General features: G+C 66.4%; 23 protein-coding genes. 15 read left to right on the top strand and 8 right to left on the bottom strand.

Annotation, left to right across the window (positions count from 1 at the left end):
* Nucleotides 1-51: 51 nt before the first annotated feature.
* From GPL20_RS22415 to dnaK, 3 genes are all read right to left on the bottom strand, one after another.
* Entirely contained in the window at nucleotides 52-651 is a 600-nt protein-coding gene (locus GPL20_RS22415; RefSeq protein WP_157331674.1) for a class I SAM-dependent methyltransferase, read from the bottom strand.
* An 87-nt stretch (nucleotides 652-738) separates the two neighbouring features.
* Nucleotides 739-1866, bottom strand: a complete 1128-nt coding sequence (gene dnaJ / locus GPL20_RS22410) for a molecular chaperone DnaJ (RefSeq protein WP_157331673.1) — start codon at nucleotides 1864-1866, stop codon at nucleotides 739-741.
* Between the two features lie 245 nt (nucleotides 1867-2111).
* Nucleotides 2112-4013 carry a molecular chaperone DnaK gene (dnaK, locus tag GPL20_RS22405; RefSeq protein WP_157331672.1) on the bottom strand — a complete coding sequence of 634 codons (1902 nt, stop codon included), beginning with the start codon at nucleotides 4011-4013 and terminating at the stop codon, nucleotides 2112-2114.
* A 394-nt stretch (nucleotides 4014-4407) separates the two neighbouring features.
* Here dnaK and GPL20_RS22400 point away from each other — a divergent pair, with 394 nt between their 5' ends.
* The gene (locus tag GPL20_RS22400; RefSeq protein ID WP_157331671.1) at nucleotides 4408-5349 is read left to right on the top strand and encodes a hypothetical protein; all 942 of its coding nucleotides are present in this window, start codon (nucleotides 4408-4410) and stop codon (nucleotides 5347-5349) included.
* A 304-nt stretch (nucleotides 5350-5653) separates the two neighbouring features.
* Nucleotides 5654-6376, top strand: a complete 723-nt coding sequence (gene pncA / locus GPL20_RS22395; RefSeq protein ID WP_157331670.1) for a bifunctional nicotinamidase/pyrazinamidase — start codon at nucleotides 5654-5656, stop codon at nucleotides 6374-6376.
* A 143-nt stretch (nucleotides 6377-6519) separates the two neighbouring features.
* Here pncA and grpE read toward each other — a convergent pair whose 3' ends face one another.
* Both grpE and hrcA read right to left on the bottom strand, forming a co-directional pair.
* Nucleotides 6520-7125 carry a nucleotide exchange factor GrpE gene (gene grpE, locus GPL20_RS22390; RefSeq protein ID WP_157331668.1) on the bottom strand — a complete coding sequence of 202 codons (606 nt, stop codon included), beginning with the start codon at nucleotides 7123-7125 and terminating at the stop codon, nucleotides 6520-6522.
* A 96-nt stretch (nucleotides 7126-7221) separates the two neighbouring features.
* Complete coding sequence (gene hrcA, locus GPL20_RS22385) at nucleotides 7222-8310, bottom strand: heat-inducible transcriptional repressor HrcA (RefSeq protein WP_254125897.1); 1089 nt, start codon at nucleotides 8308-8310, stop codon at nucleotides 7222-7224.
* A gap of 168 nt (nucleotides 8311-8478) precedes the next feature.
* Here hrcA and rph point away from each other — a divergent pair, with 168 nt between their 5' ends.
* The 3 genes from rph to hemW are packed head-to-tail and all read left to right on the top strand — an operon-like array spanning nucleotide 8479 to nucleotide 10979.
* On the top strand, nucleotides 8479-9192 hold the full coding sequence (rph, locus tag GPL20_RS22380; RefSeq protein ID WP_157331667.1) for a ribonuclease PH: 714 nt from the start codon (nucleotides 8479-8481) through the stop codon (nucleotides 9190-9192).
* 10 nt (nucleotides 9193-9202) lie between these two features.
* On the top strand, nucleotides 9203-9838 hold the full coding sequence (rdgB, locus tag GPL20_RS22375) for an RdgB/HAM1 family non-canonical purine NTP pyrophosphatase (RefSeq protein ID WP_157331665.1): 636 nt from the start codon (nucleotides 9203-9205) through the stop codon (nucleotides 9836-9838).
* Nucleotides 9825-10979 (top strand): radical SAM family heme chaperone HemW, encoded by a 1155-nt coding sequence (hemW, locus tag GPL20_RS22370; protein WP_157331664.1) that lies wholly within the window; start codon nucleotides 9825-9827, stop codon nucleotides 10977-10979. The genes rdgB and hemW overlap by 14 nt, the downstream gene beginning before the upstream one ends.
* 102 nt (nucleotides 10980-11081) lie before the next feature.
* Here hemW and GPL20_RS22365 read toward each other — a convergent pair whose 3' ends face one another.
* Entirely contained in the window at nucleotides 11082-12317 is a 1236-nt protein-coding gene (locus GPL20_RS22365; RefSeq protein WP_157331662.1) for a penicillin-binding protein activator, read from the bottom strand.
* Nucleotides 12318-12665: 348 nt separating this feature from the next.
* Between GPL20_RS22365 and rsmI the strand changes: the two genes are divergently transcribed.
* From rsmI to GPL20_RS22330, 7 genes are all read left to right on the top strand, one after another.
* The gene (gene rsmI, locus GPL20_RS22360; protein ID WP_157331661.1) at nucleotides 12666-13616 is read left to right on the top strand and encodes a 16S rRNA (cytidine(1402)-2'-O)-methyltransferase; all 951 of its coding nucleotides are present in this window, start codon (nucleotides 12666-12668) and stop codon (nucleotides 13614-13616) included.
* Entirely contained in the window at nucleotides 13603-14004 is a 402-nt protein-coding gene (locus GPL20_RS22355) for a YraN family protein (RefSeq protein ID WP_157331659.1), read from the top strand. Before rsmI ends, GPL20_RS22355 begins: the two co-directional genes overlap by 14 nt.
* 10 nt (nucleotides 14005-14014) lie before the next feature.
* On the top strand, nucleotides 14015-14959 hold the full coding sequence (gshB, locus tag GPL20_RS22350) for a glutathione synthase (protein ID WP_157331657.1): 945 nt from the start codon (nucleotides 14015-14017) through the stop codon (nucleotides 14957-14959).
* Between the two features lie 365 nt (nucleotides 14960-15324).
* Nucleotides 15325-16137, top strand: coding sequence for a Flp pilus assembly protein CpaB (gene cpaB / locus GPL20_RS22345; RefSeq protein WP_157331656.1), 813 nt, complete (start codon nucleotides 15325-15327; stop codon nucleotides 16135-16137).
* 13 nt (nucleotides 16138-16150) lie between these two features.
* Nucleotides 16151-17668 (top strand): type II and III secretion system protein family protein, encoded by a 1518-nt coding sequence (locus tag GPL20_RS22340; RefSeq protein ID WP_157331654.1) that lies wholly within the window; start codon nucleotides 16151-16153, stop codon nucleotides 17666-17668.
* Nucleotides 17669-17720: 52 nt separating this feature from the next.
* Entirely contained in the window at nucleotides 17721-18455 is a 735-nt protein-coding gene (locus GPL20_RS22335) for a CpaD family pilus assembly protein (RefSeq protein WP_157331653.1), read from the top strand.
* Complete coding sequence (locus GPL20_RS22330; protein WP_157331652.1) at nucleotides 18452-19741, top strand: CpaE/TadZ family protein; 1290 nt, start codon at nucleotides 18452-18454, stop codon at nucleotides 19739-19741. Before GPL20_RS22335 ends, GPL20_RS22330 begins: the two co-directional genes overlap by 4 nt.
* 34 nt (nucleotides 19742-19775) lie before the next feature.
* On the opposite strand, the gene GPL20_RS22325 is transcribed toward GPL20_RS22330, so the two are convergent.
* Together GPL20_RS22325 and GPL20_RS22320 are read right to left on the bottom strand one after the other, a co-directional pair.
* The gene (locus tag GPL20_RS22325; RefSeq protein WP_157331650.1) at nucleotides 19776-20549 is read right to left on the bottom strand and encodes a tetratricopeptide repeat protein; all 774 of its coding nucleotides are present in this window, start codon (nucleotides 20547-20549) and stop codon (nucleotides 19776-19778) included.
* Nucleotides 20550-20628: 79 nt separating this feature from the next.
* Nucleotides 20629-20874: a PilZ domain-containing protein gene (locus GPL20_RS22320; RefSeq protein WP_011083489.1), complete on the bottom strand. Its 246-nt coding sequence runs from the start codon at nucleotides 20872-20874 to the stop codon at nucleotides 20629-20631.
* Between the two features lie 229 nt (nucleotides 20875-21103).
* Here GPL20_RS22320 and GPL20_RS22315 point away from each other — a divergent pair, with 229 nt between their 5' ends.
* The 3 genes from GPL20_RS22315 to GPL20_RS22305 all read left to right on the top strand — a co-directional run bounded on the left by GPL20_RS22315 (nucleotide 21104) and on the right by GPL20_RS22305 (nucleotide 25576).
* Nucleotides 21104-22642 carry a YifB family Mg chelatase-like AAA ATPase gene (locus tag GPL20_RS22315; RefSeq protein WP_157331649.1) on the top strand — a complete coding sequence of 513 codons (1539 nt, stop codon included), beginning with the start codon at nucleotides 21104-21106 and terminating at the stop codon, nucleotides 22640-22642.
* Between the two features lie 109 nt (nucleotides 22643-22751).
* Complete coding sequence (locus GPL20_RS22310; protein WP_157331647.1) at nucleotides 22752-23225, top strand: hypothetical protein; 474 nt, start codon at nucleotides 22752-22754, stop codon at nucleotides 23223-23225.
* 122 nt (nucleotides 23226-23347) lie between these two features.
* On the top strand, nucleotides 23348-25576 hold the full coding sequence (locus GPL20_RS22305; protein WP_157331646.1) for a PAS domain-containing hybrid sensor histidine kinase/response regulator: 2229 nt from the start codon (nucleotides 23348-23350) through the stop codon (nucleotides 25574-25576).
* Nucleotides 25577-25649: the final 73 nt, after the last annotated feature.

The following is a 25649-nucleotide window of genomic DNA, read 5'->3' as shown; positions in this document are numbered from 1 at the left end:
CAATGCGTTCGGCGAAACGAGCCCGCCGCGCAAAGAAGGACGCCGGCGGAATTAGTCCTTGCGATACACCCAGACGCGAGCCGGCGGAAGGTTCATCCAGATCCGTTCCGAGGCCTCTGTGGACACGCCGGGCAGCGATTTCGGGATCGGCGGCACCACCGCATAGGTGAACTGGACGAAGGGCGCGCCGGGCGCCAGGGCCGTGAAGGCATCGCGAACGAGCCGCAGCCGCGTCAGCATCGGCTTCGTCACCAGCGGCAGTCCGGAAACGACGGCAGAGGCCGGCGCGCTCAGCACGTTCCACAGCGTGTCGCGCAAACGATAGGCATCGCCCTGCACCACCTTCGCCTGCGGATAGCGGTCGCGCAGCAGCGCGCAGAAGCCGGGATTGTATTCGACGAGGACGAGACGCTTCTGCTCGACGCCGCGCTCGACCAGGGCCGAGGTGATGGCGCCGGTGCCGGGCCCGAGCTCGACCACCGGTGCGTCCGAGTCGATATCGACGTAATGGGCCATGGTCCGGGCCAGCAGCTTGCCCGACGGCATCACCGCGCCCATATGCAGCGGTTTTTCGATCCACGATCTGAGAAAGCGCACCTCGTCATCGAGACGAGGCTTCTTCAACGCACGCGCGGACGATGGCAATGGCATGTCAGGACCGGACGGGACCGCGGGACGCGGCGTGTCAGAAAATGGTCATAAACACGTATAGGCCGGAGGCGGCACGGTCAAGACGAGTCAACTCGCCCGATTACCGAAGAAATCCTTGACCTTGGCGAAGAAACCTTCGGATTCCGGCTGGGTGTTGCCGGAGGAGAGCTTCTCGAACTCGGCCAGCAATTCCTGCTGCTTCTTGGTGAGGTTCTGCGGGGTCTCGACCACGACCTGGACATACATGTCGCCCATCTGGCGCGAGCGCAGCACCGGCATGCCCTTTGATGCAATGCGGAATCGGCGGCCCGACTGGGTCCCGGCCGGGACTTTCACCTTGGTCTTGGCCTTCTCGATGGTCGGCACCTCGAATTCGCCGCCGAGCGCCGCCGTCACCATCGAGATCGGCACGCGGCAATGCAGGTCCGCGCCATCGCGCTGGAAGAACTGGTGCTGGGCCAGAGACAGGAAGATGTAGAGGTCGCCGGGCGGGCCGCCCCGGACACCGGCCTCGCCTTCGCCGGCGAGCCTGATCCGGGTGCCGTCCTCGACGCCCTGGGGGATGTTGACCGAGAGGGTACGCTCGCGGGTGACCCGGCCCTGTCCCGAGCACGACGGACAGGCGTCCTCGATCATCTGGCCGCGGCCCTGGCAGCCGGGGCAGGTGCGTTCCAGCGTGAAGAAGCCCTGTGACTGCCGCACCCGACCGGCGCCGCCGCAGGTCGAGCAGGTCTTCGGCTTGGTGCCGGCCTTGGCGCCGGTGCCCGAACAGGGCTCGCAGGTGACCGAGACCGGAATCTCGATCTGCGCGGTCTTGCCGCCGAAGGCTTCCTCGAGCGTGATCTCCATGTTGTAGCGCAGGTCGGCGCCGCGCTCACGGCCGCCGCGGCCGCGCTGGCCGGCCATGCCGAACAGATCTTCGAAGATGTCGGAGAAGGAGGAGGCAAAGCCTGCGCCGAAACCGGCACCGCCGCCGCCCTGCTCGAAGGCGGCATGGCCGTAACGGTCATAGGCGGCGCGCTTGTCCTTGTCTTTCAGGACCTCGTAGGCCTCGTTGATTTCCTTGAATTTGACTTCGCTGGTGTTGTCCCCCGGATTGCGGTCGGGGTGGAACTTCATCGCCAGCTTGCGGAACGACGATTTCAGGACCGAATCGTCAGCATCGCGTTCGACTTCGAGGGTTTCGTAATAGCAGCGCTTGGCGGACGTGGACATGTCGGACTCGGTCTATCCAATCGCAGGTCAGGTCGGCGAGAAATGGCGTTCCCACGCGACGATATAGGTAGCCTTCCGCTTCGCGGCAGAGGGCAGCTTGGCGGCGTTCAGAATAACGGCTGGGAATTGATCGATCGTAACGGGCGCCTCGCCCGCCCCGCCAGGCACGACGGCCTCCCCCGCGAGGGAGGAGGCCGGTAGCGCGTGTGGGGTCCAAGCCGTCCGCATGATCACCCTCTTGGGGTTCAAGCGGACTTCTTGTTGTTCTTGTCGTCGTCGACTTCGGTGAACTCCGCGTCGACGACGTCGTCCTTCGCAGCGTCCTTGGCCGCATCGGCTTCGGCCTGCTGCTTGTACATCGCCTCGCCGAGCTTCATCGAAGCCTGCGCCAGCGTGTTGGTCTTGGCCTTGATCGCCTCGGCATCGTTGCCCTTCAGCGCTTCCTTGAGATCGCTGACGGCATCCTCGATGGCGCGGCGCTCGCCTTCGGCGACCTTGGAGCCATGCTCGGCCAGCGCCTTCTCGGTGGAGTGCACCAGCGCGTCGGCATGGTTCTTGGCATCGACCGCCTCGCGGCGCTGCTTGTCGGCCGCGGCATTGGCTTCGGCATCCTTGACCATCTTCTCGATGTCGGCTTCCGACAGACCGCCGGAGGCCTGGATGCGGATCTGCTGCTCCTTGCCGGTCGCCTTGTCCTTGGCCGAGACGTTGACGATGCCGTTGGCGTCGATGTCGAACGTCACCTCGATCTGCGGCATGCCGCGCGGGGCCGGCGGAATGCCCATCAGGTCGAACTGGCCGAGCATCTTGTTGTCGGCCGCCATCTCACGCTCGCCCTGGAAGACGCGGATGGTGACCGCGTTCTGGTTGTCCTCGGCGGTCGAGAACACCTGGCTCTTCTTGGTCGGGATCGTGGTGTTGCGGTCGATGATGCGGGTGAACACGCCGCCCAGCGTCTCGATGCCCAGCGACAGCGGGGTCACGTCGAGCAGCAGCACGTCCTTGACGTCGCCCTGGAGCACGCCAGCCTGGATCGCGGCACCGATCGCCACGACTTCGTCCGGGTTGACACCCTTGTGCGGCTCCTTGCCGAACAACTGCTTCACGACTTCCTGGACCTTCGGCATGCGCGACATGCCGCCGACCAGCACCACTTCGCCGATCTCACCGGCGGTGACGCCGGCATCCTTCAGCGCCTTGCGGCAGGGCTCGACGGTCTTCTGGATGAGGTCGTCGACCAGCGCCTCGAACTTGGCGCGGGTGAGCTTCATCGTCAGATGCTTCGGGCCGGTCTGGTCCGCGGTGATGAAGGGCAGGTTGATCTCGGTCTGCGTCGTCGACGACAGCTCGATCTTGGCCTTTTCAGCGGCCTCCTTCAGGCGCTGCAAAGCAAGCTTGTCGTTGCGCAGGTTGATGCCCTGCTCCTTCTGGAACTCGTCGGCGAGGTAGCCAACGAGGCGCATGTCGAAATCTTCGCCGCCGAGGAAGGTGTCGCCGTTGGTCGACTTCACCTCGAACACGCCGTCGCCGATTTCGAGAATGGAGATATCGAACGTGCCGCCGCCGAGGTCATACACGGCGATCGTGCCGGCCTTGGTCTTGTCCAGGCCATAGGCGAGCGCGGCTGCGGTCGGCTCATTGATGATGCGCAGCACTTCGAGGCCCGCGATCTTGCCGGCGTCCTTGGTCGCCTGGCGCTGGGCGTCGTTGAAGTAGGCGGGAACGGTGATGACGGCCTGGTCGACCTTCTGGCCGAGATGGGCTTCCGCGGTCTCCTTCATCTTCTGCAAGATGAACGCCGAGACCTGCGAGGGCGAGTAGGTCTGGCCGTCGGCCTCGACCCAGGCGTCGCCGTTGGAAGCCTTCACGATCTTGTAGGGAACGAGCTTCTTGTCCTTCTCGACCATCGGGTCGTCGTAGCGGCGGCCGATGAGGCGCTTCACTGCGAAGAAGGTGCGCTCGGGATTGGTGACCGCCTGGCGCTTGGCCGGCTGGCCGACGAGACGCTCACCGTCGTCGGTGACGGCGACGATCGAAGGCGTCGTGCGCATGCCTTCGGAATTCTCGATGACTTTGGCGTTCTTGCCATCCATTACGGCGACGCACGAGTTCGTGGTGCCGAGGTCGATCCCAATGACCTTTCCCATGGTCCTGATATCCTTCTTTTTGCGGCAGGTTGGCTGGGCCCAGAAGGCACCCGATCCGAAACCCCCTAAGATCAAACATTCGCGATATTGCGATGGTTGACGCTCATATAGGAGGGGGGGAGGGGCCCGCAAGGACCGGGATCACGTTTCGGCCGTGAAAACATTGGGTTTTGGCAGATCACATCCGGGCTGAACCGCCCTTGCGGGTGAGGAATTATTAACAGGTCCGGCGGCCGGCCGGCCCCGCCGCCGCAACCTGGCCCGCTCTGTTGCAGCAAGGCCAAACCCGCTAAAAGGCGGGCGCCGGGCAGCCGCCATCGGGGCTGCTTGGCGCGACAAAGGGGCCCGGTGACCGACCATCGAACGGCCTCAATATGAACCAATCAGAGTGCCCATGAAGCTGATCCGCCCCCTCGCCGCGCTCGCCCTCCTCGTCGCCTCGGCGCTTCCAGCCGGGGCAGCCGACGCCGTTTTCCCGCCGGGCTTGCGCCTCGGCATGGTGCCGCTGATCGGGCTGAGCACGGCAAAGACCTTTCCGGGCTTCGAGAGCGGGGACGGCAGCGTCAAGGTGCTGATCACCGAGCTGCCGCCGGCGGCCTATGGCGAGGTCGTGAGCGCCTTCAATTCGAATCCAGCCGGCACCGCCGGCGTCAAGCAGGACAAGATCGAGACCCCCGCGGGTCTTGCCTATTTCACCACCGAAAGCGGCAAGGCGGGCGAGACCCCGGTGAAGCGCTATTCGATGATCGTGCCGGGCGCCGGATTCTCCGGCTATGTCGCGGTCCAGATCCCCGAGAATGCGACCAAGATCTACACCGACGAGGCGGTGCGGCAGATGTTTGCGAGCACCGTCACCCGCAAGCAGGTCTCGACCGAAGAGCAGATCGCGCTGATGCCGTTCAAGATCACCGATCTCGCCGACTTCAAGGACATCCGCACGCTGGCCCCGGGCGCCAGCATCATCCTGGCCGACGGCAACGAAAGCATGGGCTATGAGTCGAAGCCGTTCATGATCCTCGGCCTGATCGGCGCCACCCCGCAGCAGGCCGACGACCGCGCCCGCTTCGCCCAGGAAGCAGCGCTGCAAATCCCCGGCGTGCGCGAATCGCGCGTCACCATGTCGGAGCCGATCCGCATCAACGGCCAGCAGGGTTTCGAGACCCGGATCGACGGCGTCAGCGGCAAGGACAAGACCCCGGTGACCGTGGTGCAGTGGATCCGCTTCTCGAGCGGCGGCGCCTCGCTGCGCATCATCGCCAGCGCCCCGCGCGACCAGTGGCCAGCCGCCTTCACCCGCTTCCGCGCCGTGCGCGACGGCATCCAGCCGAAGGGGTAAGGCGAAGGCGGCGCAACACACTCGGTGTCATCCCCGCCTAGTTGCGCAATTGCGCACGGGGGCGGGGATCCATACCGCGTGATCTCGCGGTTGCCGTCGGTCGCAGTCCCACGAAGAGTCTTCGCCAAACCTCTCCCTGTGGTTATAGATCCCGGGCTCGCGCTTTGCGCGCCCCGGGACGACAGTGATGTTGGGGCTGCGAGCCCAACCCCTCACCAGAACCGGCTGCATTTTCGGGCTTCTGTTCGCTCGCGCGCGGAACTAGGCTTCGGCTCCACTGGGCTCATCCTGAGGGAGGCGAACGATGTTGGATCGACGACAGATTTTGACAGCGCTTGGGACGAGCGCGCTTGCGGCCCTCGCTCCGGGCGCACTCCTTGCGGCCACATCGATCAAGCCGGACGAGACCTCCGTGCTGCTCGTGATCGACGTCCAGAACTGTTTTCTGCCGGGCGGCAGCCTCGCGGTGAAGGACGGCGAGCAGGTCGTGCCCGTCATCAACAAAATGGCGAAAGCGTTTTCGAACGTCGTGATGACGCAGGACTGGCACACGCCCGGCCATGTTTCGTTTGCGTCAGTACACTCCGGCAAGAAGCCGTTCGAGACCATCGACCTGCCCTACGGCAAGCAGGTGCTGTGGCCGGATCATTGCGTGCAGGGCACGGACGGCGCAGCACTTTCGAAGGATCTATCGATCCCGCAGGCCGAGCTCATCATCCGCAAGGGCTTTCACAAGGACGTCGACAGCTATTCGGCCTTCCTCGAAGCCGACGGCAAGACCTCGACGGGACTTGCCGGCTATCTGAAGGGGCGCAAGATCAAGCGCGTCTTCGTCGCCGGCCTCGCGACGGATTTCTGCGTCGCCTGGACCGCGCTCGACGCGCGCAAGGCGGGCTTCGAGACCTATGTGGTCGAAGACGCCTGCCGCGGCATCGACACGCAGGGCTCGCTGGCAAAGGCCTGGGCCGACATGGCCAAGGCCGGCGTGAAGCGGATTCAGTCCGCGGATATCGCGATGAGCGCGTAGGAACTTCGCGCGGTCATTCCGGGGCGGCTCGCAGAGCCAAACCCGGAATCTCGAGATTCTCAGGTGCGCAATTGCGCACCGTAGTTCGATGCTTCGCATCGCCCCGGAATGACACCAAGATTTCAGGAAGCGGTTTACGCCGCTCAGTTCGACTCGTTGCTGTTGGCGGCGGCTGTCGCCTTCGCGCCGCCTTTGGCGACACCGACCAGGGCCGGGCGCAGCACGCGCTCGCCGATGGTGTAGCCGGCCTGCACGACCTGGACCACGGTGCCCGACGGCACCGACGGATCGGGCACCTCGAACATCGCCTGCTGGAAGTTCGGATCGAACTTCTGGCCCTGGGGATCGAACTTCTTCACGCCGTGCTTCTCCAGCGCGTTGAGCAGCGAGCGCTCGGTGAGCTCGACGCCCTCGATCAGCGAAATCAGGCCGGGATCGGCGGCGGCGCGGGCCTCGGCCGGAACGGCATCGAGCGCGCGCTGAAGATTGTCGGCGATGTCGAGCACGTCGCGGGCAAAGCCGGTGATGCCATAGAGGCGGGCGTCGGCGACCTCCTTGGTGGTGCGCTTGCGCAAATTCTCCATCTCGGCCAGCGTTCGCAGCATGCGGTCGCGCGCCTCGGTGGCTTCCTTCTGCAACGTTTCGACCGAACCCGGCTCGGGATCGTCGGGCATGATGTAGGGCTTTGACACCACGGGTTCAGCCGTCGGCGCGGCCGTGTCTTCGGGTTGCCGGTCTCGATCGTTCATCGGCTCTAATCTCGAACTCGTTTCCAGGGATTGTTGGCCCGGATATCGTGCCTAAAGAGACGAAAATCAAGCGCCCGTGATCGGAGGAAACGCCGGTCAGCCCCCCAAAAGGCGGCTGACGATGCGGGCGGCATAGTCCACGGTCGGGATCACGCGGGCATAATTCAGCCGTGTCGGACCGATCACGCCGAGAACGCCGACGATATGGCCGGCGGCATCCCGATAGGGCGAGATGATGGTGGAGGAGCCCGACAGCGAGAACAGCTTGTTCTCGCTGCCGATGAAGATCCGCACGCCCTCCGCGGTCTCGGCCCGGCCAAGCAGGTCGATCACGCCGCGCTTGGTCTCGAGATCGTCGAACAACAGCCGCACCCGCTCCAGATCCTCCAGCGCATGCAGGTCTTCGAGCAGGTTGGCGTGACCGCGAACGATGAGCTGGCGGTTCTCGTTCTCGCCACCGGACCAGCTCGCGATGCCGGCCGAGATCACCTTCTGCGTCAGCTGGTCGAGCTCGGCGCGCGCCTCCGCGAGCGCGGTCTCGAGCTCGAGCCGCGCTTCGGCCAGGGTCCGGCCGCGGATTCGTGCATTGAGGAAATTGCCGGCTTCAATGATGGCCGAGGAGGGAACCCCGGGCGGCAGCGTCAGGACACGGTTTTCGACCTGGCCATCCTCGCCGACCAGGATCACCAGCGCCCTTTCGGGTTCCAGCCGGACGAATTCGATATGTTTGAGCCTCGCATTCGACTTCGGCGTCAACACGACCGCGGCGGCCCGCGTGAGACCCGAGAGCTGCGTCAGCGCCTGCTCCAGCGCCGCCTCGACCGATTGGGCCTGGCCGACGGAAGCAAGCTGGCTCTGGATCGACTGCCGCTCGGCCTCGCTGAGATCGCCAACCTGCATCAAGGCATCGACGAAGAAACGCAGGCCGAGTTCCGTCGGCAGGCGGCCGGCGGAGGTATGCGGGGCATAGATCAGGCCGAGCTGTTCCAGATCGGCCATGACGTTGCGGACCGAGGCCGGCGACAGCGGCAAGGCGATCAGGCGCGAGATGTTGCGCGAGCCGACCGGCTCGCCTGTCGCGAGATAGCTTTCGACAATTTGACGAAAGATGTCGCGGGAACGCTCGTTGAGCTGGGCGAGGCCTGCGCGCGGCGCGATCAGATGGATCGGATCGTGATGGGCCACAGACGGTAACTCCTCTCAGATGCTCATAATTTGTCCATCCCGGACGCTTCTGACAAGCGTGGCGTTTGCGGGTTCGAAATCAGGGGTGAAAAAACCTTGCCGCCCACCCTCACCCCACCTACAAGCACCGCGAACAGCCCTACACCTGCGAGTTTTGGAGGATTTCCCATGCGGCCAAGCCGCCGTGCGCCCGACGAATTGCGCCCCGTGACGCTGGAGCGCGGCGTGGTCAAATATGCGGAGGGCTCGTGCCTCGTGAAATTCGGCGACACCCATGTGCTGGTCACCGCCACGCTGGAAGACCGCCTGCCGCCGTGGCTGAAGGGCCAGGGCCGCGGCTGGGTCACCGCCGAATACGGCATGCTGCCACGCGCGACCTCGGAACGCACCCGCCGCGAAGCCTCTGCGGGAAAACAGAGCGGCCGCACCGTCGAGATTCAGCGCCTGATCGGCCGCTCGCTTCGCACCATCGTCGACCTCGAAGCGCTCGGTGAGCGCCAGATCACGGTCGATTGCGACGTGCTCCAGGCCGACGGCGGCACGCGCACGGCCTCGATCACCGGCGCCTGGGTCGCGCTTGCCGACTGCATCAACTGGATGAAGGCGCGCAACATGATCAAGGCCAACGTGCTCCGCGACAACGTCGCCGCGATCTCGTGCGGCATCTACAATGGCACGCCGGTGCTCGATCTTGACTATGCCGAGGATTCGGAAGCCCAGACCGACGCCAATTTCGTCATGACGGGCGACGGCCGCATCATCGAGGTGCAGGGCACCGCGGAACGCGAGCCGTTCAGCGAAGCCGAGTTCCTGGCGCTGATGGCCCTGGCGCGCAAGGGCGTCGCGCGTCTCGTGGACTTGCAGAAACTGGCGGTAGCGTAGTCAATAGGCCATGCACCGCCGAATCACGGACAAGCTCGTCATCGCCACCCACAATCCCGGCAAGCTCGCCGAGATGCGGGAGCTGCTTGCGCCGTACGGCATCGAGGCGGTGTCGGCGGGCGAGCTCGGCCTGCCCGAGCCGGAGGAGACCGGCAACGATTTCCGCAGCAATGCCGCGATCAAGGCGATCGCGGCGGCGCAGGCGGCCAGGCTTCCCGCCTTCGCCGATGATTCCGGCATCGTGGTCGACGCGCTCGACGGCGCGCCCGGCATCTACAGCGCGCGCTGGGCCGGCCCGGCCAAGGACTTCGCCGCGGCGATGGCGCAGATCGAGCGCCTGTTGCAGGAGCGCGGCGCCACCACGCCGGACAAGCGCAAGGCGCACTTCGTCTCAGCGCTCTGCGTCGCCTGGCCCGACGATCATCTCGAAGAGGTCGAGGCGCGCGTCGACGGCACGCTGGTCTGGCCGCCGCGCGGCACCGCCGGCTTCGGCTATGATCCGATGTTCCTGCCCGAGGACCACAGCCGTACCTTCGGCGAGATGGAGAGCGTCGAGAAGCACGGCCTGCCGCCGATTGGCCTCGGCCTGTCGCACCGCGCCCGCGCCTTCGTGAAACTGGCGGAGATCTGCCTTGAGCCGCGCTAAGGAAGCCTTCGGCGTCTACGTGCACTGGCCGTTCTGCCTGTCGAAGTGCCCCTATTGCGATTTCAACAGCCATGTCCGCCACGCCGCGATCGACGAGGGCCGCTTTGCGGCCGCCTTCGCCCGCGAGATCGAGACGACGGCGCAGCGCGCGGGAGGCCGCGAGGTCACCTCGATCTTTCTCGGCGGCGGCACGCCGTCCCTGATGCAGCCCGCAACCGTCGGCGCGGTGCTCGATGCGATCGGCAGGCACTGGACCGTCGCCGGCGATGTCGAGGTGACGCTGGAAGCAAACCCGACCAGTGTCGAGGCCACCCGCTTCGCGGGCTATCGCGCCGCCGGCGTCAACCGCGTCTCGCTCGGCGTGCAGGCGCTCGACGATGTCTCGCTGAAGGCGCTGGGCCGCATGCACAGCGCGCGCGAGGCACTCGATGCCGTCGCGATCGCGCGCCGCTCGTTCGAGCGTTATTCGTTCGACCTGATCTACGCCCGCCCCGACCAGACGCCGGCGATGTGGGCCGATGAGCTGCGGCTCGCGATCAATGAGGCCGCCGAGCATCTGTCGCTCTATCAGCTCACGATCGAGGAAGGCACGCCGTTCTTCGGCCTGCACCAGGCCGGCAAATTGAAGACGCCGGACGAAGCGGTCGCGCGCGCGCTCTACGACGTCACGCAGGAGACCTGCGAGAAGCTCGGGCTCCCCGCCTACGAGATTTCAAATCACGCGCGGCGCGGCGCCGAGTGCCGGCACAATCTGGTCTACTGGCGCGGTGACGAATATGCCGGCATCGGTCCCGGCGCGCATGGCCGGCTCGACATCGACGGCGTGCGCCACGCCACCGCCACCGAGAAGCGTCCCGAGGCCTGGCTGATGCGGGTCGAGACCAACGGCCACGGCATCGTCACCGACGATCTCCTCAACAGCGAGGAACGCGCCGACGAATTCCTGCTGATGGGGCTGCGCCTCGCCGAGGGCATCGACCCCGAGCGCTACACCGCGCTTTCCGGCCGCCCGCTCGATCCCGGCCGCATTGCGCTGCTGCGCGAGGAAGGTGCGATCACCGTCGACGCCACGGGACGCCTGCGCGTGACCAGCAGCGGATTCCCGGTGCTGGACGCGGTGGTCGCGGATCTGGCGGCGTAACGAGCTGCCGTAGCCCGGATGGAGCGTAGCGAAATCCGGGATCTGTCTACGCGGAGAGACTGTTCCCGGATTACGCTGCGCTCCATCCGGGCTACGAGGCCATCACGCCCCAAAGCTCTTCGGCGAGCCCGCGACTGCAACGCCGCCGCCGGTCGTCACCTTCATCACGGCGAGCCCACGTTCATTGGTGCCGTCGGCGCGGAAGCGGAACAGGCCATCGATGCCGGCAAAGCCGGAGGGGTTGGTGAGCACGTCCGGCGAGAAGCGCGTGGTGCCCTGCGTGCGCGCGAGCGCGGCGACGAGGGCGACGGCGTCATAGGCCAGCGTCGCCGTGCGCACCGGCTCGGCGCCGTATTTGGTGCGGTAGCGGCCGGAGAAGGCGCGAAAGCCGGCCGGATCGGGCGCGGCGTAGAGGCCGCCTTGCAGTGCGGAGCTGGCATAGACGCGCGGATTGTCCCACAGGCCAGTGCCGAGCATCTGGATGTTGCGCAAATTGGCGCCCGCCGCGGTCATGGCATCGGCCACCGCGACGACGGCATCGCCGTCGTCGGCGATGAACAGTGCGTCGGCGCTGCCGAGCTGCTGCGCCACGGTGCGGGCCGGCGTGGCGCGATCGGCGCCGTATTTCTCGAACGCGACGATGCGGCCGCCACGCCGCGGCACCGCCGCCTTCACCGCGGCCTCGACGACATTGCCGTAGGCATTGTCGGGCACCAGCACGGCGACGGAGCGCTTTCCGATGCTGGCGGAATATTCGATGATGCGGTTGACGTCTGACTCCGGCAGGAAGCTGAGCAGATAGACGCCGCGGCCGGCGATGCTCGAATCGGTCGAGAACGCGATCACGGAAATGCCGCGCGTGCGCGCGACCTGCGCCACCGCCGGCACCGATTGTGCGAACAGCGGCCCCAGGATGATCTCGGCGCCCTCGTCAACCGCCTGCTGCGCACCTGCCTGCGCGCCCTGCGGGCTGCCATTGTCGTCCTTGATCAGGAGCTGGATATTGGGATTCTGAAACTCGGCCAGCGCCATCTCGGCGGCATTGCGCATGGATTGCGCGGCAAGGCCGGCGTTGCCGGCGGCCGAGAGCGGCAGGATCACGGCGACCTTGACCCCGCCGGTGCCCGCGGTCGTGGCCTGTTGCTGCGGACCGGCCGGCTGGGCCGGCGGCGCGGAGGAGCTGCTGAACGGATTGGAGAACTGGCTCAGGCTCTGCTGCACGCCGGCGCAGGCCGACAGCAGGGGCGCGCCGAGCAGCAGGCCAATCGCGCTCCGCCGGGTCGCCCCCGACGATCGGGACCCCGGAGACGAAGACTTGGGAGTACGCGGGCCCACCATGGCAGCTCTTCTCTCGACCAGCCCTGTTCGGACCCGTCACCACAACTATTCCGCGACACAACCCGCGGATTCAGGCATAATGTCGGCAAATAGTTAACCAAAACAAAAGGATAATGACCGCTTAACGCGATCGCCCTCCGTTCCTGGCCAGCTGTTCGCCGTCCGTCCCCCCGCATCAAGGCGGCGTTTCCGCCCTGAATATGGCGCTGACGCTTCAGTCCCTCCCGAATGTGACCCCGGATGGATCACATTCCCGTCCTCGTCCCACGACTCGGTACTCGCCCCGCTGCGATCTTTTTCGGAGGAGCGGTTCCCAGTCCCAGGGATCATGCCTAAGTTCAACTCATTATGCGCGCAAAGCCGGCCCCGATAAATACGCCTGAAGATGCGGACCCCGCCTCACGCGGTTTTTCGATCGACGCCCATCGCCTGGCGGCGGCGAAGGCAGCGCCGGGCCTCCATCTGGTGGCAACCCCGATCGGCAATCTCGGCGACATCACCCTGCGGGCGCTTCAGACGCTGGCCGGCGTCGACGTCATCGCCTGCGAGGATACCCGCATCACGCGCCGGCTGACCGAGCGCTACGCCATCGCAGCCCAGCTCAAGCCATATCACGAGCACAACGCGGAAGCCGCGCGTCCAAGGATCCTGGAGGCGCTGGCGCAGGGCGGCTCGGTCGCGCTGGTCTCGGATGCCGGCACGCCGCTGATCTCCGATCCCGGCTTCAAGCTGGTGCGCGAGGTCTGCGCCGCCGGCCACGCCGTCTATGCGCTGCCCGGCCCGTCCTCCGTGCTGGCGGCGCTGTCGGTGGCGGCGCTGCCGACCGACCGCTTCTTCTTCGAGGGCTTTCTGCCGGCGAAATCGGCCGCGCGAAAATCGCGCCTTGCCGAGCTCGCCCGCATCGATGCGACGCTGGTGATGTTCGAATCCGGCAACCGCGTGCAGGATACCCTTGCCGAACTCGCCGAGATCATGGGGACGCGTGAAGCCGCGATCTGCCGCGAGCTCACGAAACTGCACGAGGAAATCTCGCGCGCCACATTGCGCGAGCTGGCGCGCGACGCAGCTGCGCTGGAGACGCGCGGCGAGTTCGTGCTGGTGATCGGCCCGCCCCCGGCGGACGCCGAGGTGCTGACATCGGATGCGCTGGACGATCTGCTGCGTCAGCAGCTCGCCGCGCACAGCGTCAAGGATGCCGTCGCGCATGCGGTCGCGCTGTCGGGCCGGCCGCGCCGCGAGGTCTATGCCCGCGCGCTCGAGCTCGCGAAAGACCTGCGGGGCGACGATGGCGAAGACTGAGGGAACGACGGAACCGAGGGTCGCCTCGCCCGACCGCGTCGCCGCGTTCCGCACCGGCATCTCCGCCGAGAGCCGCGCCGCCGCCTATCTCATGGCCAAGGGCTATCGTATCCTGGCCAAGCGCTACCGCACGCCGCATGGCGAGATCGACATCGTGGCGCGCCGCCGCAATTTGATCGCCTTCGTCGAGGTCAAGGCGCGCGCGACGCTGGATGACGCCGCCTTTGCCGTGACGCCGCGCCAGCAGCAGCGCATCGTCAACGCCGCGCAAGGCTGGCTCGTGGCGCATCCCGAGCATGCCGAATTCGAACTACGATTCGACGCCATGCTGATTGCGCCGCGATCACTTCCGCGCCATGTGTTGGCGGCATTCGACGCCTCGACCTGAAAGGCAGACCATGAAACTGAACGTCGCCGTCCAGATGGATCCCATCGCCCGCATCAACATCAAGGGTGATTCCACCTTTGCGCTGCTTCTGGAGGCGCAGAAGCGCGGCCACGGCCTGTCCTATTACACGCCGGACAAGCTCTCGATGGTCGGCGACGAGATCGTGGCTCCCGTCCAGCTCCTCACCGTGCGCGACGAGTCTGGCGACCATTTCACCCTCGGCGAGCCCAGGCGCGAGGCGCTCAATGGCTTCGACGTGATCTTGCTCCGCCAGGATCCGCCATTCGACCTCGCCTACATCACCTCGACCCATTTTCTGGAGCGCATCCACCCGAAGACGCTGGTCGTCAACGACCCGGCCTCGGTGCGCAACGCGCCGGAAAAGCTGTTCGTGATGAACTTTCCGCAGCTGATGCCGCCGACCCTGATCTCGCGCGACCTGGACGAGATCAACGCATTCCGCGACAGGCACGGCGCCGTGGTGATGAAGCCGCTGCACGGCCATGGCGGCGCCGCGGTGTTCCGCGTGATGCCGCAGGACATGAATTTCGGCTCGCTGTTCGACATGTTCTCGGTCACCTTCAAGGAGCCCTGGGTGATCCAGCAGTTTATCCCCGAGGTGAAGCACGGCGACAAGCGCATCATCCTCGTCAACGGCGAGTTCGCCGGCGCGGTGAACCGCGTGCCCGCCGCGGACGACCTCCGCTCCAACATGGTGCGCGGCGGCGCGGCGCAGGAGACCGAGCTCACTCCGCGCGAACGCGAGATCTGCACGACGGTCGGGCCGGCGCTGCGCGAGCGCGGCCTCCTGTTCGTCGGCATCGACGTCATCAACGGCAACCTCACCGAGATCAACGTGACCTCGCCGACCGGCATCCGCGCCATCGCGCGGCTCGGCGGGCCGGATGTGGCAGCCAAGGTCTGGGACGCGATCGAACAGAAGCGGGCGAAGTAAGCGCCGGTCCCGTAGCCCGGATGGAGCGCAGCGCAATCCGAGATCTCACAGCGCGCCTCGTGGTCCCGGATTGCGCTGCGCTCCATCCGGGCTACGACATCAATGGAAACACTGCGCGCCCGCTACTAACCACCCGTTCACCATGACGCCCCGCGCCGCCTCCGCGCGCGGCTGCCGGCTTACGTGAATCTACGGGGGCCGCTGGCCGACCGGCTAACGCCGCGTTCACCATCTGCCGAAAACCAGCATCGCGACCGGCCACCACATTCGGCCTCGCAACACCCCTTATACTTTTACTCCCTACTCATCGACGCAGGGGAACCCGCTACGTGCGGTTCGAGTGCCCCGCGTAAGAGTAGAAGCGTATGAACACCGCACGCATCGTCGTACTCGTCATCGCGCTGGGCGCAGGCGGCGTCGCCGCGTATCTGGCGAGCGGCTTTGACAACAAGCCCGCGCCCGCGCTTCCCGTCGCCGAGAAGCTGCCGACGATCGAGATTCTCATCGCCAAGAACGACATACAGCTAGGCCAGGCTGTGAAGCCTGAGGACCTGCAATGGCAGGCCTGGCCGGCGGCGACGGCGAGCAGCGCCTTCATCCGCCGCGACAGCAGGCCCGAGGCACAGACCCAGATCGCGGGCTCGATCGCGCGGGTGCCGTTGATGCAGGGCGAACCGATCCGCGATCAGAAGCTGGTCAAGGCGGACGGCTCGGGCTTCATGGCCGCAATTTTGCCGTCGGGCATGCGGGCTGTCTCCACCGAGATTTCAGCCGAAACGGCCGCCGGCGGCTTCATCCTGCCGAACGACCGCGTCGACATCGTGCTGACCCGCCGCCTGAAGAATCCCGACACCAACGGCCCGACCGGCGGCAACGACCTCATCCTGTCCGAGATCATCCTGACCAACATACGCGTGCTCGCGATCGACCAGGCGCCGAAGGAAAAAGACGGCCAGACCGCCGTGATCGGCAAGACCGTCACGCTCGAGCTCAAGCCCGACCAGGTCGCGACGCTGTCGGCCGCGCGCCAGGGCGGAACGCTCCAGCTCGCGCTGCGCAGCATCGTCGATGTCAACGCAACAGAACTCACGATCGAGGACCAGGCGGTCAAGCGATCCGGCGGAATCAACGTGATCCGCTACGGCGTGCAGGTGCGGCAACTGACGTCACAGAAGTGATGATGGGGATAGTATGAACTACGGGGATGATCGGACGGGCCTGCGCATTCGGGGGAAGCGCGCGCGCTCGTTCTGGACGGGGACGATGCTGATGCTGGGACTGCTCGCAGTCCCCGACTTCGTCAGCGCCGCCGATGCGCCGGTGGGGGATCAGGCGCCGATGCAGGCGCCGGATCTCGGCGTGGCGCCGGTCGCGTCGATCGCGCCGGCCCGCACGCGCTTCCTGTCGCTCGGCGTCGGCAAGTCCGTCGTCATCGACCTGCCGCGCGAGGTCAAGGACGTGCTGGTGGCCGATCCCAAGATCGCCAATGCGGTGATCCGCTCGGCCCAGCGCGCCTATATCATCGGCGGCCAGGTCGGCCAGACCAACGTCGTGTTCTTCACCGCCGACGGCCAGCAGGTCGCCTCCTACGACATCGCGGTCAAGCGCGACCTCAACGGCATGCGCGCGGCGCTGCGCCAGTCGCTGCCGGGCGTGCAGATCGAAGGCGTCGGCGACAGCGTGATGCTGACCGGCTCGGTGTCGAGCCCGGTCGAGGCCCAGCAGGCCGGGGAAGTCGCCGCGAAACTCGTCGGCGGCAACGACAAGGTCGTCAACAACATCGTCGTGCGCGGCCGCGACCAGGTGATGCTCAAGGTCGTCGTCGGCGAAGTACGCCGCGACATCGTCAAGCAGCTCGGCGTCGATCTCAGCGCCAGCCTGAACGCCGGCACGGCGGTCGTGAACTTCAACAATTCCAACCCATTCTCCGTCTCCGGCGGGCCGCTCGTCAGCAGCAACGGGCTTGGCGTTGCCGGCCTTGCCAAGGGCGTCGCCACGGTCAGCGCAACGATGCGCGCGATGGAAAGCGCCGGCGTGATGCGCACGCTCGCCGAGCCGAGTCTGACCGCGATCTCGGGCGAATCCGCCACCTTCATCGCCGGCGGCGAATTCCCGATCCCCGCAGGCTATTCCTGCGATCCGGTCACCCACGTCTGTACCACTCAGATCACCTACAAGAAGTTCGGCATCTCGCTGAACTTCACCCCGGTCGTGCTCAGCGAAGGCCGCATCAGCCTGCGGGTGATGACCGAGGTTTCGGAGCTGTCAAGCCAGAACGCCATCTCCGTGACCCAGGCGGTGTCCTCGACCTCGACCAGCTCGATCACCATCCCTTCGATCCAGACCCGCCGCGCCGAGACCACGCTGGAAATTCCCTCCGGCGGCTCGATGGCGATGGCCGGCCTGATCCAGCAGCAGACCAAGCAGGCGATCAATGGCCTGCCCGGCGTCGACCAGGTGCCGATCATCGGTGCGTTGTTCCGCAGCCAGGACTTCGTCAACAACGAGACCGAGCTGATGGTGATCGTGACGCCCTATGTGGTGCGCGCGGTCGCCCAGAAGGAATTGTCGCGGCCCGACGACGGCTTTGCGCCGGCCTCGGACGCGCAGACGGCGCTGCTCGGCCGCATGAACCGCCTCTATGGCATCGCGCGGCGCGTCGATCCGATCGACGGTATCCGCGGCGATTTCGGCTTCATCATCGACTGAGACGGACGGTTTGGGGAACGGGGCAAGAAACGGGGCAAGAGGGGACCAAGCGATGACGAAGACGATCGCCGATCGACGTCGCAACCTGCGGATCGCACTGGCACTGACGGGGCTCTCCGTCATGCTCGGCGCCTGCAACACCACCGGCGAGATCGTCACCCAGACGGTGCCGACCGACTATCGCCAGCGCCACCCGATCGCAGTGCAGGAAGGCAAGCGCTCGATCGTCATCTTCGTCGGCAAGGCGCGCGGCGGCCTGTCGGCCGCGCAGCACGCGGACGTCGCGGGCATTGCCCGGGACTGGGTGCGCGAAGGCACCGGCTCCGTCGTCGTCGACGTGCCCGTCGACACCGCGAATTCGCGCGCGGCGACGGCGACCTATCAGGAAATCCGTTCCGTTCTCGCATCCGGCGGTGTGCCGTCGCGCGCCGTCGTCCGGCATCCCTATCGCCCGGAGGATCCCGGACTGCTGCCGACGATCCGGCTGAGTTATTCAAAAATCGCCGCGGTGGCCGGCCCCTGCGGGCTGTGGCCGGAAGACGTCGGTCCGAACATCCTCGACCCCGGCTACAACGAGAACCGGCCGTACTTCAATCTCGGCTGCGCCAGCCAGCGCAATCTCGCCGCGATGATCGACAACCCCGCCGATCTCGAGCAGCCGCGGGCCGAGACGCCCGCCTATACCGCGCGGCGCGACATCGCCTTCGAGCGCTACCGCAAGGGCACGACCACGACGACCACCTATCCCGAAGCCGAGAAGGCCAAACTCAGCGACACAGGCAAATGACAGGCTTCCACGACGAAGAAGCGGACGATCCGCGGCACCCCGAGGAACACATTGCGCCGGTGCCTCGCATCTCGGTGCAGGCATTTTGCGAGACCGAGCAGACGCTCGCCGCGGTGACCGCGGCTGGCCAGGATCGCCGTCTCGCCAAGGCGCATCTCACCGCCAGGGACGGCGGTCTTGCCGCGGCAATCGAAGTCTATGAGACGATGCCGACGCCGAACGTCATCGTGATCGAGTCCGACGGCACGCGCGACATTCTCGAAGGGCTCGACGACCTCGCCGGCGTCTGCGATCCCGGCACCCGCGTGGTCGTGATCGGCAATCCCAACGACACGGCGCCCTATCGCGAGCTGGTGCGCCGCGGCGTCAACGATTACGTGGTGGGACCGGTCGAAACCCTCGACGTGGTCCGCTCGATCTGCAGCCTGTTCTCGGCCTCGGAGGCCATCATCACCGGCCGCGTCATCGCGGTGGTCGGCGCCAAGGGCGGCGTCGGCGCCTCCACCGTCGCGCACAACGTGGCCTGGACCATCGCGCGCGACCTTGCGCTCGATTCCGTCGTGATCGATCTCGACCTCGCCTTCGGCACCGCGGGCCTCGACTACAACCAGGACCCCGCGCAGGGCATCGCCAACGCGGTACTGTCGCAAGACAGGCCGGACACGGCGTTGATGGAGCGCCTGCTCGCCAAATGCACCGAGCGGCTCAGCCTGCTGGCCGCGCCCGCGACGCTCGACCGTGTCTACGATTTCGGCGCCGAAGCGTTTGACGCGATCTTCGACACGTTGCGTATGACCACGCCCTGCATCGTGCTCGACGTCCCTCATCAATGGTCGGGCTGGACGCGGCGCGCGCTGGTCAACGCCGACGACATCGTGATCGTGGCCGAGCCCGATCTCGCCAATTTGCGCAACACCAAGAACATGCTGAGCGTGCTCAAGGCGGCGCGGCCGAACGACCGGCCGCCGCTCTATTGTCTCAACCAGGTCGGCATGCACAAGCGTGCGGAGATCGAGGTCAAGGCGTTCGCCAAGACGATGGAGAGCCAGCCGATCGCGGTGATCCCGTTCGATTCGAAGCTGTTCTCGACCGCCGCCAATAACGGGCAGATGATCGCGGAGGTCTCCAAGAGCCACCGCACCACCGAGCTGTTTCAGACCATGGCGAACCGTCTCGCCGGGCGCGGCGAGGTGAAGAAGCCGAAACGCTCGCTGCTCGGACCGCTGCTGAAGAAGCTGAAGGGCAGGTCGGGGCGCGGCTCAGCCCCGCATCGCAAGGCGTCTTAAAGATCGGGAATCGCAAAGATCGAAAGAGGGCGGACTATTTGTCCGTCCTTTGCTGTTTCTTCGCCAGCACCTGGCGCAACGCCGCAACTTTGGCCGCGGCCTGATCCGGCGGCAAATCTGCCTTCACGAGGATTTCGGCCTCGGACTCGCGGCCCTGCAATCCCAGCACGAGCGCGAGATTGGCGCGGACCCGCGCATCGTTCTGATTGCGCTGATAGGCGCGGCCGAGCACCTGTTCGGCCTTCGACAGATTGTTTTGCAGCATATAGGACAGGCCGAGATTGGACAGCACGGTCGGCTCGTCGGGCACGATCTTCAGCGCGCTGGCGTAATATTGCTGCGCCTCCTCGTTGCGGCCGAGCTGGTCGAGCGCTGCGCCCTGCGCCGACAGGATGCGCCAGTCCGGATCTTCCGGCGTATGCGCGCGGCTGAGCACATCGAAGGCCTGCTGGAAATTGCCGTTGTCGGCGAGCGCACGGCCGTAGCCGGCGAGCAGCGCCTTGTTGCTGGGATGGTTGAGCACGGCCTGCTCCAGCACCGCGACGGCCTGCGCGCGCTGGCCGGTCTCGCGCAGCGCCTTGCCGTATTCGAGCGCGACGTTGGGATCACCGGGCTTGGCGCGGTAGCGCTCGCGCAAGCCGTCCATGTCCGGCTTGCTGTCGGCCTTGGCGGCGGTTTCCGATTTGCCGCCGAGCGCGCCGGTCACGTCCTCCAGGCTCGTGGTCTGGCAACCACCGAGGACGAGCACCAGGAGCGCGGGAAGCAGCAATCTCGCCGGGGGAAAGGCAAGGGACGAACGCTTGGACATACTCTGATCACTCGGCAACAGATCAGAGATGCTTACCGATTAACGCTAAAGTCCCGTTAAGGGACGTCGCCCGTCCGGCTCAATCGGTGAATTCAGCACCGAATTCGCAGCCGATGCGCCAGCGCAGGCGGCACTGGCGGGAATAATCCGGTGCGAAGATGATGGTGAATTGCGGTGGCACTTCCAGGAATTCCGCCACCACCTTCACGCCCCCATCCGAGATATCCGTGATCGTGCAGTCCCTCGGCAGCGAGCCCGCGCCAAAATGAATCTTGGCGAGCCGGCTGCACACCCGACGTTCGCTTCTCCGGCGATTTGCAAGCATTTGAATTGTTCACCCGTTAGACCACGGCCCATCCCGCAAGCGCAGGAATAGCGGACATTCGTTGGAATGTGCTGAGGACAGAAGCTCGCATTCGAGGCGTAGTGTCGGCGCTGCGTTTACGATTGGTTAGGGGGCCGGCCGGGCACCAATTTGTGTTCCCGTATTGTTCTTGCCAAAGCCGGCCCGCTCCGCTACCCTCGATTGTGTAAGAGGGCAGGCTTGATCGGGCATGGTTCAGCGGGTTTCCACAGTCGCCTTTGAGGGGATCGAGGCCCGCGCGGTCGACGTGCAGGTCCAGGTCGCCCCCGGCCTGCCGGCCTTTGCCATTGTCGGCCTGCCGGACAAGGCGGTGTCGGAGGCGCGCGAGCGCGTGCGCTCGGCGCTGATCGCCTCGGGCCTGGCGCTGCCGGCGCGGCGGATCACCGTCAATCTGGCGCCGGCCGACGTCCCGAAGGAAGGCAGCCATTACGATCTGCCGATCGCGCTCGGGCTGATGGCGGCGATCGGCGCGATCCCGCCGGATGCGCTGACGGGCTTTACGGTGCTTGGCGAGCTCGGCCTCGACGGCTCGATCGCACCGGTGGCCGGCGTTCTTCCCGCCGCGATCGGCGCCAATGTGCGCGAGGAGGGACTGATCTGTCCGGCGTCCTGCGGCTCGGAAGCGGCCTGGGCCAGCCCCGACATCCAGATCATCGCAGCTCACTCGCTGATCCAGATCGCCAACCATTTCAAGGGCACGCAGGTGCTGTCGCGGCCCACGCCGAAAGTGCACGAAGCCGCCGCCTCAAAGCTCGACCTGCGCGACATCAAGGGCCAGGAGAGCGCCAAGCGGGCGCTCGAGATCGCGGCCGCCGGCGGCCATCACCTGTTGATGATCGGCGCGCCCGGCGCCGGCAAATCGATGCTGGCGGCGCGCCTGCCCTCGATCCTGCCGCCGCTGTCGCCGGGCGAACTGCTCGAAGTCTCCATGATTGCGTCGGTGGCCGGCGAGATCGAGGGCGGCGCACTGACCGCGCGGCGGCCGTTCCGCTCGCCGCACCATTCCGCCAGCATGGCCGCGCTCACGGGAGGCGGCATGCGCGCAAAGCCGGGCGAGATCTCGCTGGCACATCAAGGCGTGCTGTTCCTCGACGAGTTGCCGGAGTTCGATCCGCGCGTGCTGGATTCGCTGCGGCAGCCGCTGGAGAACGGCGAGGTCTCCGTTTCCCGCGCCAATCACCGCGTCACCTACCCTGCCCGCTTCATGCTGGTCGCGGCGATGAATCCCTGCCGCTGCGGCAACGCATTCGAGCCCGGCTATGCCTGCAAGCGCGGCCGCATCGACCGCTGCACCGGCGACTATCAGGCGCGCATCTCCGGCCCGCTGATGGACCGGATCGATCTGCGCATCGAGGTTCCCGCGGTGACCGCGGCCGATCTGATCCTGCCACCGCCGGCGGAAGGCTCCGCCGAGGTCGCCGCGCGCGTGGCGGCGGCGCGCGACATCCAGCTCGCGCGTTACGCGGACGCCGGCCTGCCGCATGTCCGCACCAATGCCGAGGCGCCGGCCTCGGTACTGGAAGAGATCGCCAGGCCCGATGCGCAGGGGCAAAAACTGCTGCGCGATGCCGCCGAGACCATGCGGCTGTCGGCGCGCGGCTACCACCGCGTGCTGCGGGTGGCGCGCACGCTCGCCGATCTCGACAACGCGGACAGGATCGGCCGCCTGCACCTCGCCGAGGCGCTGTCCTACCGCGCACTCGCGGAGGATGTGCGCCAGCTGGCGTGACCACCGCGCGCATCAACCCGGCGGTAACGAGTTTCCTTTACTCTCTGCAAACCATAAGGCCCGCGTATTCCCAGGTGCAGTTCCCAACGGGCCCGGCGAGTAGAGTGTCATGTTGCGTCTCAAGATCCTGGCCTCGGTTGTTCCCATGTTGGCGGCGGTGGTGTTCGCCCGCGGCGAGGTCGGATCGGTCTCGCATCCCTGCATCGCCCTGGGCGAAACCTCCGTCGAGCTTACCTCCCTGTTCTGGACCGCCGGCGTCCACGTCGCCTTCACCGACGATCCCGCACGGGCCACGGTGCGGGTTCAGATCACCGATGATGCCGACGCTGCGGATTTTGCGGTGGTTGACGACGGCTTCGGTTCGGAGCCGGATACCTGCCAGGCCAATCCATCGACACGCCTTGTCACGATTGCCGCGCAGCCCGTCGACGGCGGCCCGGTGATCTATCTCTCCACCGACGGTCCGGCCGATTACCGCATCTATGTGCGCTCGAAGACGTTTTCGCAGCGCGAGGCCGCGGCCCTGATCGTCGGCGCCCATGGCGGCGATCGCCCGCCCCCGCTCCAGGCGGCGTCGCTCTGAGGCGTTAACATCTCGTCAACCCTGTTTGGAGGCAGAACCAGAGCCTCAAGCTGTTCGCAAGGTCGGCGCGACATCGTCGCACGCGGCGGCGGAGTTTCGGAAAAGAGTCGGGGTCGGTTGCGATGGGTCGGACGTTCCGGATCAAGGTGCGCATGCGCCGTTTCAGGCGCCGCCACCCCAGAATCGCCTTCGCGATCCGCTCACTGATGATTTTCTCGGCGACGTTCGGCGGCGCCTATGGCTTCATCGCCGGCAGCCGGTCGGAGAGTTCCGGCTACGACCCCAACGCATTTGCGATCGGCGCGAGCTTCCTGTTCGCACTCGCCTGTCTTGGCCTTGCGACGCTGAGCATGCGGCTGCGCTTCGTCAACAAACGGCTGCGCGCGCTGGCCGCCCACAACGAGAAACTGATCGACCGCAATTGGGAGCTGAAGGAAGCCGAAGAACGCGCCCGCAGCCTGTTCGAGCAGCAGGGCGACCTGATCGTGCTGCGCGACCACCAGGGCCGCATCACCTTCGCCAACGACGCCTATTGCGCGCTCGCGGGGCAGGCGCGCGGCGCACTAGTCGGCACGCGTTTTGACTTTGACGTGCTGGAGCAGGGCGACAGTGCCCGCGAGGGCAATGGCACGCGGGTCCACGACCAGCGAATCGCAACTCCGCTCGGCGCGCGCTGGGTCGCCTGGCGCGAAGGCTTCGTGCGCCTCGATGCCGGCCAGCCGGCCGAACTGCAGAGCGTCGGACGCGACGTCACCGACCGCACCGAGACCGAACGCGCGCTGTCCGAGGCGCGCGACCTGGCCGATGCCGCCAACCGCGCCAAGTCACGCTTCCTCGCGATGGCCTCGCACGAGATCCGCACCCCGCTGAACGGCATCATCGGCATGGGCGGCCTTCTGCTCGACACCACGCTGACGCCGGAGCAGGTGACCTATGCCAGGGCGGTGAAGACCTCCGGCGAAGCACTGATGGCGCTGATCGAGGAGCTGCTCGATTATTCCAAGATCGAAGCCGGCAAGCTCGATCTTGAGCAGCGCCCCTTCGCCTTGTCCACGCTGATCGAGGAAATCACCGAACTGCTGGCGCCGCGCGCGCAGGCCAGGAATCTCGAGATCGCATCCTATGTCGACGAGCGCCTGCCGCTCGAGGTCGTCGGCGACGCCGCGCGGCTGCGCCAGGTGCTGCTCAATCTCGCCGGCAATGCCATCAAGTTCACCGCAAGCGGCGGTGTCGCGCTGATCGTCGAGCCCGGCATCTGGCCGAACGAGATCAGCTTCCTGGTCCGCGACACCGGCATCGGCATCGCACCGGACGCGCAGTCGCGCATCTTCAGGGAATTCGAGCAGGCCGACGAGCGCGTTGCGCGCACCTATGGCGGCACCGGGCTCGGCCTTGCCATCAGCGAGCGCATCGTCAAGCGCATGGGCGGCCGTATCGCGCTCACGAGCGAGCCGGGCAAGGGCTCGACCTTCGAGGTCGCGGTGCCGCTCGCGCCATCGCAAGCCGACGCGGGACAAACCGCATTTCCCAGTCCGGACCTCACCGGCAAGTCGCTTCTCCTGGTCGCCGACGGTATCGAGGCGTCGCTGATCGCGCGGCGGCTGGAGCGTTGGGGCGGCCAGACCTGCATGGTGACCGACGCCGCCGTGGCGGAAGCGCTGCTGCCGGAACGTTCATGGCACGCAGTGCTGATCGATCGCGCGCTCGGTCCGGTCTCTGCCGACCGACTGGGCGAAGCGGCCCGCGCGCATGCGACGCAGCGGCTGGTGCTGCTGACGCCGAGCTCGCGCCACGAGAAATTTTCGGCGGCGTTCACCGGCTTTCTGGTGAAGCCGCTGCGCGCGGCCTCGCTCGCCGCACGGCTCGCGCTGGCGCCCGAGATCATCTCGCCTGATCTTGCGCCGGAACCGCCGGTCGAGCCCATCGCAAGCGCGAGGCCGGCGAACGGCCTTTCGATCCTGGTCGCCGAGGACAACGAGATCAACGCGCTGTTGATGCGGTCGCTGCTGACCAGGCTCGGTCACCGCGTCGTCATCGCAACGCACGGCGATGCCGCGCTGGAATCCTGGCTCGCTGCGCGGTCCGCCGCCACGCCCTATGATCTCGTGCTGATGGACATCCAGATGCCGCAGCTCGACGGCATCGAGGCGACCAAGCGCATCCGCGCGCACGAGGCCGGCGCCGGTGGCCACCGCACGCCGATCCTGGCACTGACGGCGAACACGCTGGCAGAGGATCGTTACGCCTGCTTCGAGGCAGGTATGGATGGATTCCTGATCAAGCCGCTGGACCGGGAAAAGCTGGATGAGGCGTTGGCTGGCCTCATCGCGTCACGGCATCTGGCCGTCTGATCCGGAACCCCGAAGCTCCCCGCGCCTGGGAACCTCCATTCGACGGACCGTCGACGATTGAAATCGACCACGT

This window comes from Bradyrhizobium cajani, from assembly GCF_009759665.1.
GTDB lineage: Bacteria > Pseudomonadota > Alphaproteobacteria > Rhizobiales > Xanthobacteraceae > Bradyrhizobium > Bradyrhizobium cajani.
The sequence above is the reverse complement of the archived record's forward strand: the minus strand, read 5'-3'. Positions and strand labels throughout refer to the sequence as shown.

What these genes read in the sequence shown, in the direction of transcription:
- GPL20_RS22415 (WP_157331674.1), bottom strand. Translation starts at nt 651, where the DNA reads ATGCCATTGCCATCGTCCGCGCGTGCGTTGAAGAAGCCTCGTCTCGAT.
- dnaJ (WP_157331673.1), bottom strand. Translation starts at nt 1,866, where the DNA reads ATGTCCACGTCCGCCAAGCGCTGCTATTACGAAACCCTCGAAGTCGAA.
- dnaK (WP_157331672.1), bottom strand. Translation starts at nt 4,013, where the DNA reads ATGGGAAAGGTCATTGGGATCGACCTCGGCACCACGAACTCGTGCGTC.
- GPL20_RS22400 (WP_157331671.1), top strand. Translation starts at nt 4,408, where the DNA reads ATGAAGCTGATCCGCCCCCTCGCCGCGCTCGCCCTCCTCGTCGCCTCG.
- pncA (WP_157331670.1), top strand. Translation starts at nt 5,654, where the DNA reads ATGTTGGATCGACGACAGATTTTGACAGCGCTTGGGACGAGCGCGCTT.
- grpE (WP_157331668.1), bottom strand. Translation starts at nt 7,125, where the DNA reads ATGAACGATCGAGACCGGCAACCCGAAGACACGGCCGCGCCGACGGCT.
- rph (WP_157331667.1), top strand. Translation starts at nt 8,479, where the DNA reads ATGCGGCCAAGCCGCCGTGCGCCCGACGAATTGCGCCCCGTGACGCTG.
- rdgB (WP_157331665.1), top strand. Translation starts at nt 9,203, where the DNA reads ATGCACCGCCGAATCACGGACAAGCTCGTCATCGCCACCCACAATCCC.
- GPL20_RS22365 (WP_157331662.1), bottom strand. Translation starts at nt 12,317, where the DNA reads ATGGTGGGCCCGCGTACTCCCAAGTCTTCGTCTCCGGGGTCCCGATCG.
- rsmI (WP_157331661.1), top strand. Translation starts at nt 12,666, where the DNA reads ATGCGCGCAAAGCCGGCCCCGATAAATACGCCTGAAGATGCGGACCCC.
- GPL20_RS22355 (WP_157331659.1), top strand. Translation starts at nt 13,603, where the DNA reads ATGGCGAAGACTGAGGGAACGACGGAACCGAGGGTCGCCTCGCCCGAC.
- gshB (WP_157331657.1), top strand. Translation starts at nt 14,015, where the DNA reads ATGAAACTGAACGTCGCCGTCCAGATGGATCCCATCGCCCGCATCAAC.
- cpaB (WP_157331656.1), top strand. Translation starts at nt 15,325, where the DNA reads ATGAACACCGCACGCATCGTCGTACTCGTCATCGCGCTGGGCGCAGGC.
- GPL20_RS22340 (WP_157331654.1), top strand. Translation starts at nt 16,151, where the DNA reads ATGAACTACGGGGATGATCGGACGGGCCTGCGCATTCGGGGGAAGCGC.
- GPL20_RS22335 (WP_157331653.1), top strand. Translation starts at nt 17,721, where the DNA reads ATGACGAAGACGATCGCCGATCGACGTCGCAACCTGCGGATCGCACTG.
- GPL20_RS22330 (WP_157331652.1), top strand. Translation starts at nt 18,452, where the DNA reads ATGACAGGCTTCCACGACGAAGAAGCGGACGATCCGCGGCACCCCGAG.
- GPL20_RS22325 (WP_157331650.1), bottom strand. Translation starts at nt 20,549, where the DNA reads ATGTCCAAGCGTTCGTCCCTTGCCTTTCCCCCGGCGAGATTGCTGCTT.
- GPL20_RS22320 (WP_011083489.1), bottom strand. Translation starts at nt 20,874, where the DNA reads ATGCTTGCAAATCGCCGGAGAAGCGAACGTCGGGTGTGCAGCCGGCTC.
- GPL20_RS22315 (WP_157331649.1), top strand. Translation starts at nt 21,104, where the DNA reads ATGGTTCAGCGGGTTTCCACAGTCGCCTTTGAGGGGATCGAGGCCCGC.
- GPL20_RS22310 (WP_157331647.1), top strand. Translation starts at nt 22,752, where the DNA reads ATGTTGCGTCTCAAGATCCTGGCCTCGGTTGTTCCCATGTTGGCGGCG.
- GPL20_RS22305 (WP_157331646.1), top strand. Translation starts at nt 23,348, where the DNA reads ATGGGTCGGACGTTCCGGATCAAGGTGCGCATGCGCCGTTTCAGGCGC.